At 72.0% G+C, this 9,061-nt stretch carries 9 protein-coding genes; 8 read left to right on the forward strand and 1 reads right to left on the reverse strand.

Annotation, left to right across the window (positions count from 1 at the left end; genetic code table 11):
* The 5 genes from VFZ20_RS21920 to VFZ20_RS21940 all read left to right on the forward strand — a co-directional run.
* The coding region (locus tag VFZ20_RS21920) for an aminotransferase class V-fold PLP-dependent enzyme (protein WP_329686083.1) at positions 1–1,077 on the forward strand (1,077 nt) is incomplete at its 5' end.
* Positions 1,065–2,123 carry an SH3 domain-containing C40 family peptidase gene (locus tag VFZ20_RS21925; RefSeq protein ID WP_329686084.1) on the forward strand — a complete coding sequence of 353 codons (1,059 nt, stop codon included), beginning with the start codon at positions 1,065–1,067 and terminating at the stop codon, positions 2,121–2,123. The genes VFZ20_RS21920 and VFZ20_RS21925, both read left to right, overlap by 13 nt.
* Before the next feature lie 384 nt (positions 2,124–2,507).
* Entirely contained in the window at positions 2,508–2,954 is a 447-nt protein-coding gene (locus VFZ20_RS21930; protein WP_329686085.1) for a holo-ACP synthase, read from the forward strand.
* A gap of 371 nt (positions 2,955–3,325) precedes the next feature.
* Complete coding sequence (locus VFZ20_RS21935; RefSeq protein ID WP_329686086.1) at positions 3,326–4,057, forward strand: ZIP family metal transporter; 732 nt, start codon at positions 3,326–3,328, stop codon at positions 4,055–4,057.
* Positions 4,054–5,397: a replication-associated recombination protein A gene (locus tag VFZ20_RS21940; protein WP_329686087.1), complete on the forward strand. Its 1,344-nt coding sequence runs from the start codon at positions 4,054–4,056 to the stop codon at positions 5,395–5,397. The genes VFZ20_RS21935 and VFZ20_RS21940 overlap by 4 nt, the downstream gene beginning before the upstream one ends.
* Positions 5,398–5,778: 381 nt before the next feature.
* Here VFZ20_RS21940 and rpmB read toward each other — a convergent pair whose 3' ends face one another.
* Complete coding sequence (gene rpmB, locus VFZ20_RS21945; RefSeq protein WP_329686088.1) at positions 5,779–5,970, reverse strand: 50S ribosomal protein L28; 192 nt, start codon at positions 5,968–5,970, stop codon at positions 5,779–5,781.
* A 183-nt stretch (positions 5,971–6,153) separates the two neighbouring features.
* On the opposite strand from rpmB, the gene gmd reads away from it, so the two are divergent.
* From gmd to cobA, 3 genes are all read left to right on the forward strand, one after another.
* Positions 6,154–7,149 (forward strand): GDP-mannose 4,6-dehydratase, encoded by a 996-nt coding sequence (gmd, locus tag VFZ20_RS21950; protein WP_329686089.1) that lies wholly within the window; start codon positions 6,154–6,156, stop codon positions 7,147–7,149.
* Positions 7,150–7,153: 4 nt separating this feature from the next.
* A complete protein-coding gene (locus VFZ20_RS21955; RefSeq protein WP_329686090.1) occupies positions 7,154–8,098 on the forward strand; it encodes a GDP-mannose 4,6-dehydratase in 945 nt (314 codons plus the stop codon).
* Positions 8,095–9,061, forward strand: a 967-nt coding sequence (gene cobA, locus VFZ20_RS21960; protein ID WP_329686091.1) for a uroporphyrinogen-III C-methyltransferase, incomplete at its 3' end; no start/stop codon positions are given. The genes VFZ20_RS21955 and cobA, both read left to right, overlap by 4 nt.

The following is a 9,061-nucleotide window of genomic DNA, read 5'->3' on the forward strand; positions in this document are numbered from 1 at the left end:
ATGGGACCGCTGCCGGAGCGCGCCCGCGCCGCCGTGGAGGCGTACAACCGCCGCCGCTCCGACATCCACTCCCTGCGCGGCGACGACTTCGAGCCCACGCTGGCCCGCGCCCGTCGCGCCGCCGCCCGGCTGATCGGCGCGGACGCGGACGAGATCGCGCTGCTCCCCAACACCAGCCACGGGATCAACCTCGCCGCGCTCACGCTGCCGCTGGAGCCCGGCCGCCGCGTGATCCTGAGCGACCGCGAGTTCCCCGCGAACGTCTATCCCTGGTTGGCGCTGCGCGACCTGCGCGGCGCGCGCGTGGACGTCATCCCCACGGACGCGGACGGCAACCCGGACGAGGCGCGGCTGCTGGAGGAGCTGGCGCGCGGGGACGTGGGCATCCTCGCCATCTCCGCCGTCCAGTTCACCACGGGCTGGGTGGCGGACCTGGACACGCTGGGCCGCGCCTGCCGCGAGAACGGCGCGTTTCTCGTCGTGGACGGCATCCAGGCCGTGGGGCAGGTTCCCCTCGACGTGCACGCGGCGGGCGTGGACGTGCTGGCGTGCGGCTGCCACAAGTGGCTGTGCTCGCCGTTCGGCACGGGGTTCACGTACGTGCGCCGCGCGCTGATCGACCAGCTGGAGCCGCGCGTTGTAGGCTGGTCGTCGCTGACGGCGTCGGCGGACCTGGAGCGCGTGCTGGACTACGCCCCCGGCTGGGTGGAGGGCGCGCGGCGCTTCGAGGTGGCCACGCAGGCCTTCCACGACTACGCGGGGATGGCGGAATCCGCCGAGCTGCTGCTGGAGGCGGGGCCGGGGCGCATCCGCACGCACGTGGCGGGGCTGCTGGAGCCGCTGGCGGCATGGATGGAAGGGCGGGGGATCCGCGTCGTGCGGGATCCTCGGCCGGAGCGCCGGTCCGGCATCTTCGCGTTCACGATGGACGGGGTGGCGGATGCCTACCGCGCGCTGCACCGCGCCGGGGTGGGATGCGTGCTGCGGGAGGGTGCCGTGCGCCTGTCGCCGCACCTGTACAATCAGCCTGAGGACGTGGAACGGGTGATGGACGTGCTGGACGGGTGGCCCGGGTGAGGGGCGCGGACGACGAAGTGCGCGCGCTGGTGGAGGAGGTGCGCGACGCGCTGGCGCCGGACCCCCGGCTGGCCGTGTTCGAGGTGGAGGTGGAGATCGAGGGCGACCGGCTCACGTTCCGCGGCGCCACGTCGGAGCCGGCGGCCGCGCAGGAGCTGCACCGGCGCGCGGCGGAGCTCACGTCGTGGGCCCAGGTGGTGGACCGCGTGCAGCTGCTGCCCGAGGCCGACGCCGACGAGCGCGTGCACGCCGTGGTCTCCGCCGCCGTGGCGCCCATGCTGGCCGGGCCCAGGATCCAGGCCACGCAGGTGTCGCAGGCCGTGCTGGGCAGCCGTCTGATCGTATTTCGCCGCGAGGGGCGCTGGCTGCAGTGCCGCGGCGCGGACGGCTACATCGGCTGGATCCACGCGGGCTATGTGGCCCTGGTGGACGAGGGGATGGCCCGCGCGTGGGAGATCGGCGCGGACGGCGACCTGTGGGTGTCGCTCAACGCGTCCGTGATGGACGACGACGGCGAGGTGATGGTGCGCCTGCCGTGGGGCGCGCGGGTGCTGCGCGAGCAGGACGGCATCGTGCGCCTGCCGGACGGCCGCACGGGCCACGCCAAGGGCGAGATGCTGCCCCTGGGCGCGCGCGGCCTGGGCTTTCCGCTGGAGACGAACGCCATCTGCGAGACGGCGGCGCGGTGGCTGGGCGTGCCCTACCTGTGGGGCGGGCTTACGATGGGCGGGGTGGACTGCAGCGGCTTCGTCCAGGCGCTGTACCGGATGCACGGCCACCTAATCCCCCGGGACAGCGACCAGCAGTCGCGCGCGGGCGAGCCCGTAGAGGCGGGAGCGGATTTCGAGCACCTGCAGCCCGGCGACCTGCTGTTCTTTGCCGAGACGCCGGGCCGCTGCTCGCACGTGGCCATGTCCACGGGCGGATCGCAGATCATCCACTCGTCGCTGGGCAACGGCGGCGTGGCGCGCAACGACCTGGTCGGCCGGCGGAACTACGAGCGGGAGCTGCGGCGGATGTTCCTGTGGGCGCGGCGGATGGTTTGAAGGTAGGGAACAGGGAATAGGGAATAGGGAATAGGGAATAGCGGGCAAGGACGACGGCCACTCGCGCACGCGGAGTGGCCGTCGCCGGATCGGGGAGCACCGATGGACTCGGGAACGCTGATGGATTGGGGAACGCCGCGACAGGTAGAGTGCCAGCCACGGCGGATGCCCGGCTGGCTATTCCCTGTTTCCTGATCCCTATTCCCTCGCAGTTCAGCGCAAGATCAGCATCTGCACCAGGAACCAGCCCATCATGATGCCCGCCGCAAGGCCCGCGGCCACCGCGCTCCACAGCCTGAGTCTGGCCCTCCAGGGGGTACGCGCCACGTCCTCTCCGCCTCGTCTGCTGGTTCCGGGGTATGCGACGACCGCGCGGGTTTGCGAATGGCGTGCCGCCTCGCGCCGCGCGACGTCATGGTGCGCCCTCGTGGCCCCGCGCGCAAGGCGGCGCGGATGATCGCGGGCATCGGAATGGACCTCGTGAACATCCCTCGCTTCGCCGAGCTGATGGAGCGCCGGGGCCCCGCCGCCCTGCGCCGCTTCTTTACCGAGGCCGAGGTGGAGCGCTGCCGCCAGTCCAAGTCCGCCCCGGAATCCTTCGCCGCCCGCTTCGCGGCCAAGGAGGCGTTCTTCAAGGCCCTGGGCACCGGCTGGGGCCTGGGCGGGCGATGGACCGAGGTGGAGGTGGTCTCTGCTCCGTCCGGCGCGCCCGGCATTCAGCTCACCGGCCGCGCGGCCGAGGCGGCCGCCGAGCGCGGCGTGCGCGGCATCCATCTCTCTCTGACGCACACGGAGGATACGGCCGGGGCGTTCGTGGTGCTGGAGGGCTGAGGCGGCGGGGCGAGCTCCTGGGTGGGCGCGAAGTCCCCGCCGAGCGAATGAATTCGCCGCTGGAAGGTCGCGAAGTCCGCCTGCGCGGACTGCCCCAGAGAAGGCCGTCGCCGTACACGGGGGCGGCTTTGCGCGGGTGAAGCCCTGCTCGCGACGCGCGTCAGCGCGAGGCAGGGCTCATGGCCCTCCTAGCGGCGGGTTTACCCGCTCAGGCTGGAACGCGGCCGCGCCGGGCGGACCTGCCTGTCGGGCTGTTGCCGGCTGTCCCCTGTAACCTGTCCCCTGTACCCCGCGGTTCCTTTCCCAACCCGCGCCCTGACGCTAGTTTCCACGGCTTACACTTCGTCTACCCTGAAAGCTGTGAAAACGTCTTGAGCACGGCGCTGTGGTACGCCTTGGCGGCGGCCGCCGCAAACCTGATGGGCGGGCTCGTCATCACCGCGCATTCGGCCGCGGGGCGGGCCACGCAGCGGTTCCTGATCGCGTTCGGCGCGGGATTCATGATCGCCACCGCCCTGGTGGGGATGATCCCGCACGCCATGGAAGCCGGCGAATCGGCCGTCGTGGCCGTGCTGCTGGGCTACCTGCTCGTCCACTTTACGCAGCACGTGCTGGTGGCGCACTTCCACTTTGGCGAGGAAACGCACTCCGAGCACATGGTCAGCCGATGGGTGGGCATCAGCGCGCTCCTGGGCCTGCTGCTGCACACCTTCTTTGACGGCGTGGCCATCGCCAGCGGCTTTCACGTGGGCAGCTGGCTGGGGATGCTCGTCTTTATCGCCATCCTGCTGCACAAGGTGCCCGAGGGGGTGACCGTGGCGTCCATCATGCTCGCGAGCGGCAACAGCGCCCGGCGGGCCATTGGCGCCGTGGCCATGCTGGGCGTGTCCACGGTCGCGGGCGTGGTGCTCACGGAGCACGTGCGCATCCTCGCCAGCACGGGACTGGCGCTCAGCGCCGGGGTCACGCTGTACGTGGGCGCCAGCAACCTGGTGCCCGAGGTGCAAAAGAAGCGCAGCTGGTCCAGCGCCCTGGCCGTCTTCCTGGGCGCCGGCACGTTCTACCTGACGTACCTGCTGGTGCGGGGATACCTGGAGCCGTGACCGACCTGTCTCTCTTTGGCGACGCCGAGCCGCCGCCCTCCGCCGCGCGCGAGGACGCGCCCCCCGCCGCGCCGGACCCGTCCGCGCCCCTGGCGGAGCGCATGCGCCCGCGCACGCTGGACGAGATCGTGGGCCAGCAGCACCTGGCCGGCCCCGAGGGCACCCTGCGCAAGCTGCTGGCGACGGGCCATCTGCCCAACCTCATCCTCCACGGACCGCCGGGGAGCGGCAAGACGACGCTGGCCCGGGTGATCGCGGCGGACAGCGGGTTTACCTTTGTCCCCTTCAACGCCGTGAGCGAGGGCGTGCCGCGGCTGCGCGAGGTGGTCAAGGAGGCCGAGGCGCGACGCAAGGCGGGCCGGCGCACGCTGCTGCTCATCGACGAGATCCACCGGCTCAACAAGGGCCAGCAGGACTTTCTGCTCCCCGGCATCGAGTCGGGGCTCATGACGCTCGTGGGGGCGACGACGGAGCATCCCGGCTTCGAGATCAACCCCGCCGTCCTGAGCCGCTCGCGCGTGCTGGTGCTGGAGACGCTGACGGAGGACGACCTGCGCGACGTCGTCCGGCGCGCGCTGCGGGACCCGGAGCGGGGACTGGGCGCGGCGGACGTGTCGCTGGACGACGAGGCGGAGGACATGATCGTCCGCAACACGGGCGGCGACGCGCGGCAGGCGCTGACGGCGCTGGAGATCGCCGCGCGGCTGGCCGGCGGGGGCGGGCGCATCGGGCTGGAGGAGGTGCGCGAGGCGCTGCAGCGGCCCACGGCGCGCTACGACACCTCGCTGATGTACGAGATGCTCAGCGCGTTCCACAAGTCGCTGCGGGCCAGCAGCGGGAGCGGGGCGCTGTACTGGGCCATGCGGATGATCCAGTCCGGCGAGGACCCCAAGACCTGCTTTCGCCGGCTGATCGCGGCCGCGTACGAGGACGTGGGGCTGGCGGATCCGCAGGCGGGTATCGTCTCCGTGAACGCCATGCTGGCGTACGAGCGGCTGGGCCACCCCGAGGGGCTGCTGCCGCTGTACAACGCCATCCTCTACGTGGCGAACGCGCCCAAGTCGAACCGCGCGTACATGGCCGGCGGCGAGGCGTCGCGGATGGCGAAGGAGCATGACAACGCGCCCGTCCCCCTGTCGTTGCGCAACGCGACCACGTCGCTGATGAAGGAGTGGGGATACGGCGAGGGATACAAGTACGCGCACGACTACGAGGGCGGCTACGTGCCCCTGCAGACGCTGCCGGACGTGATCCAGGACGCGCGCTTCTACGAGCCGTCGGACCGCGGCTACGAGCTCAAGATCGCCGCGCGCATGCGGGAGTGGGGAGATCCGGGGTGATGGAGGAGAGCAGATGAGCCGACAGGCGATCGGGATCGATGGGCGCCGAGACCGGCGGCGGCGCCCCAGCCTGAGCGGGTAAACCCGCCGCTGGGACAGCGATAAGCCCTGTCTCGCGCCGACGCGCTCCGCGAACAGGGCTTCAACGGCCAACGCCGACGGTCACCCGGCGGCGGGTCGAGGACTCGCGGACGCACGGCTCGCGGCGCGATCCGCCGTAGCAGGCTGTCGCCTGTCCCCCGCTGTTCCGCCGTTGCCCGCTATTCCCTATTCCCTACTCCCTGATCCCTATTCCCTGCCATTCCCCAAAAGCAAACGGCCGCGCACCCCGAAGGATGCGCGGCCGAAAGCATTCGGTCGCGGACGAGGGTCCGAGAGCCTTCAGCCCGCCTTGCGAATCTTGCCGGCCGAGATGCAGCTTGTGCAAACACGCACGCGCTTATGCGTCCCGTTCTCCGTCACGATCCGGGCGGGCTGCAGGTTCGGGCGCCAGACACGCTTGGTCTTGTTGTTGGCGTGGCTGACGTTGTTCCCGCTGCGCGGGCCCTTTCCGCAGACGGCGCAAAAAGCCATCGGTATCTCCTGTAGTATCCGACTCACAAACCCAGCGAAGCCTGAAAATGTAAGCACGCCGAGCCCATTGGTCAACCCGTCCCCACGATTCGTTCGCGTTGACACCGTCCAGCCCCCCGGCTAGCTTTTCGGGCTGTACCCGGCCGCCCCCGCGCGGCCCCGTCACCCGCCGCACCCATGGGCATGAAGACAGCACTGATCACCGGCATCACCGGCCAGGACGGCAGCTACCTGGCCGAGCTGCTGCTGGAGAAGGGCTACAAGGTCTACGGTCTGGTTCGCCGCAGCTCCACCGTCACCTTCGAGCGCATCGAGCACATCCAGGACCGCCTGGAGCTGCTCTCGGCGGACCTGAGCGACCAGAACTCGCTGTTCTACGCCCTGGAGGCCTGCCAGCCCGACGAGGTGTACAACCTGGCGGCCCAGAGCTTCGTGCAGACGTCGTGGACCCAGCCCGTGCTCACCGGCGACGTGACGGGGCTGGGCGTGACGCGCATGCTGGAGGCCATCCGCATCTTTGACCGCGAGCGCCGCATCCGCTTTTACCAGGCGTCGTCGTCGGAGATGTTCGGCAAGGTGCTGGAGGTGCCCCAGCGCGAGGAGACGCCGTTCTACCCCCGCTCGCCGTACGGCGTGGCCAAGACGTACGGCCACTGGGCCACGGTCAACTACCGCGAGAGCTACGGGATGTTCGCCGTGAGCGGCATCCTGTTCAACCACGAGTCGCCCCGGCGCGGCCTGGAGTTCGTGACCCGCAAGGTCACCGACGCCGCCGCCCGCATCAAGCTGGGCCTCGCGGACGAGGTGCGCCTGGGCAACCTGGACGCGCAGCGCGACTGGGGCTTCGCGGGCGACTACGTGCGCGCCATGTGGCTCATGCTGCAGCAGGACGAGCCCAACGACTACGTGGTGGCCACGGGCGAGACGCACACGGTGCAAAAGCTGGTGGAGACGGCGTTTGGCGCCGCGGACCTGGACTGGCGCGACTACGTCAGGCAGGACCCGCGCTTCATGCGGCCGGCCGAGGTGGACCTGCTGGTGGGCGACCCGGCCCGGGCAAAGGCCGAGCTGGGCTGGGAGCCCGAGGTGGGCTTCGAGGCGCTCGTGCGGATGATGGTGGACGCCGACCTGGAGCGCCAGCGCGGCTCCGGCCGCGCGGCCCTGGCCGCGGCGGGCTGAGCGAATGCGCGTCCTGGTGACGGGCGCGGCCGGGTTCGTGGGCTCCTGGCTCGTCCGCGACCTGCTCGCGGACGGGCACGCCGTCGTCGCGACCTCCCTGGACGGCCGCCCCGCGCCCCACGCCGCGCCCGGCGCGGAGTGGCTGCCGCTGGAGGTGACGTCGGCACGGTCCGTGGGCGAGGCCATGGAGGCCGCGCGGCCGGAGGCCGTCTTTCACCTGGCCGGCCAGGCCAGCGTGGGCGACAGCTTCGCCGACCCCCTGGGCACCTGGGACGTGAACGCCACGGGCGCCCTGCGCGTGGCGTGCGCCCTTCCCCCGGGCGCGCGCCTGCTGCTGGTGAGCTCGGCCGAGGCATACGGCGTGGTGCCCGAGGCGCAGCAGCCGCTCGCGGAGGACCGGCCCCTGCGGCCCCGCAACCCGTACGCGGCCTCCAAGGCCGCGGCCGAGATGGCGGCCCTGCAGGCAGGCGAGGGCGAGGTGGTGATCGCCCGCTCCTTCAACCACACGGGCCCGGGGCAGGACGCGCGCTTTGCCCTGCCCAGCTTCGCGCGGCAGCTGGCGGCCATCCGCGCGGGCGAGGCCGAGCCGCTGCTGCGCGTGGGCAACCTGTCCGCGCGCCGCGACATGCTGGACGTGCGCGACGTCGTTCGCGCGTACGCCCTGCTCATGCGGGCGGGCGAGCCGGGGGGCGTGTACAACGTCTGCTCCGGCCACGCGCGCTCCATGGCCCAGGCCGTGGACGAGCTGGTGGACCTTTCCGGCACGCGCGCCCGGGTGGAGGTGGACCCGGCGCGCGTGCGCCCCGTGGACGTCCCGCTCCTGCTGGGCGACAACGCCCGGCTGCGGGCCCTGGGGTGGACCCCGTCCATCCCCTTTCGACAGACCTTGAGCGACCTGCTGGAATGGGAGGCGGGCCGGCTGGCCGCCCCCGCGGAGGCCACGGCGTGACGGGAACCGTATACCTGGTGGGCGCCGGACCGGGCGACCCCGGCCTGCTCACCCTGCGCGCCGCGGAGCTGATGGAGCGCGCGGACGTCCTGGTCTACGACGCGCTCGTCTCGCCCGCCATCATGGAGCGGGCGCCGCGGGCGGAGCGCGTGTACGTGGGCAAGCGCGGCGGCGAGCACCACCGCACGCAGGACCAGATCAACGCCATCCTCGTGGACCTGGCACGCAGGCACCGCACGGTGGTCCGCCTCAAGGGCGGCGACCCGTTCGTCTTTGGCCGGGGCGGGGAAGAGGCGCTCGTGCTCATGCGGGCCGGCATCCCCTTCGAGGTCGTCCCCGGCGTCACGGCGGGGATCGCCGCGCCGGCGTACGCGGGCATCCCCGTCACCCAGCGGGGGATGGCGGCGTCCGTGGCCTTTGTCACGGGGCACGAGGACCCCACCAAGCCCGACACGGACGTGGACTGGGCGCACCTGGCCCGCGGCGTGGGCACGGTGGTGTTCTACATGGGCGTGGGCAAGATGGCGGAGAACTTCCGCCGCCTCGTGGAGCATGGCCGCGGGGCCGACACGCCCGCCGCCGCCATCGAGTGGGGCACCTATCCCCGCCAGCGCACGGTGACGGGCACCCTGGAGACGCTGCCGGCCATCGCGAAGGAGGCGGGGATCGGCGCGCCGTCGCTCATCGTCGTGGGCGAGGTCGTCGCGCTCCGCGAGGAGCTGGGCTGGTGGGACCGCCGGCCGCTGTCCGGCAAGCGCATCGTCGTCACCCGCGCCCGGGCGCAGGCCAGCGACTTCGCGGCGGAGCTGGAGGCGCTGGGGGCCGAGGTGGTGCAGTTCCCCACCATCCGCATCGTCCCGCCGGCGGACGAGGCGCCGCTGCTGGAGGCGGCGGCGCAGGCGGGGAGCTACGACTGGATCGTCTTCACGAGCGTCAACGGGGTGGAGCGCTTCTGGCACGCCC

It is taken from the genome of Longimicrobium sp. (assembly GCF_036280135.1).
GTDB lineage: Bacteria > Gemmatimonadota > Gemmatimonadetes > Longimicrobiales > Longimicrobiaceae > Longimicrobium.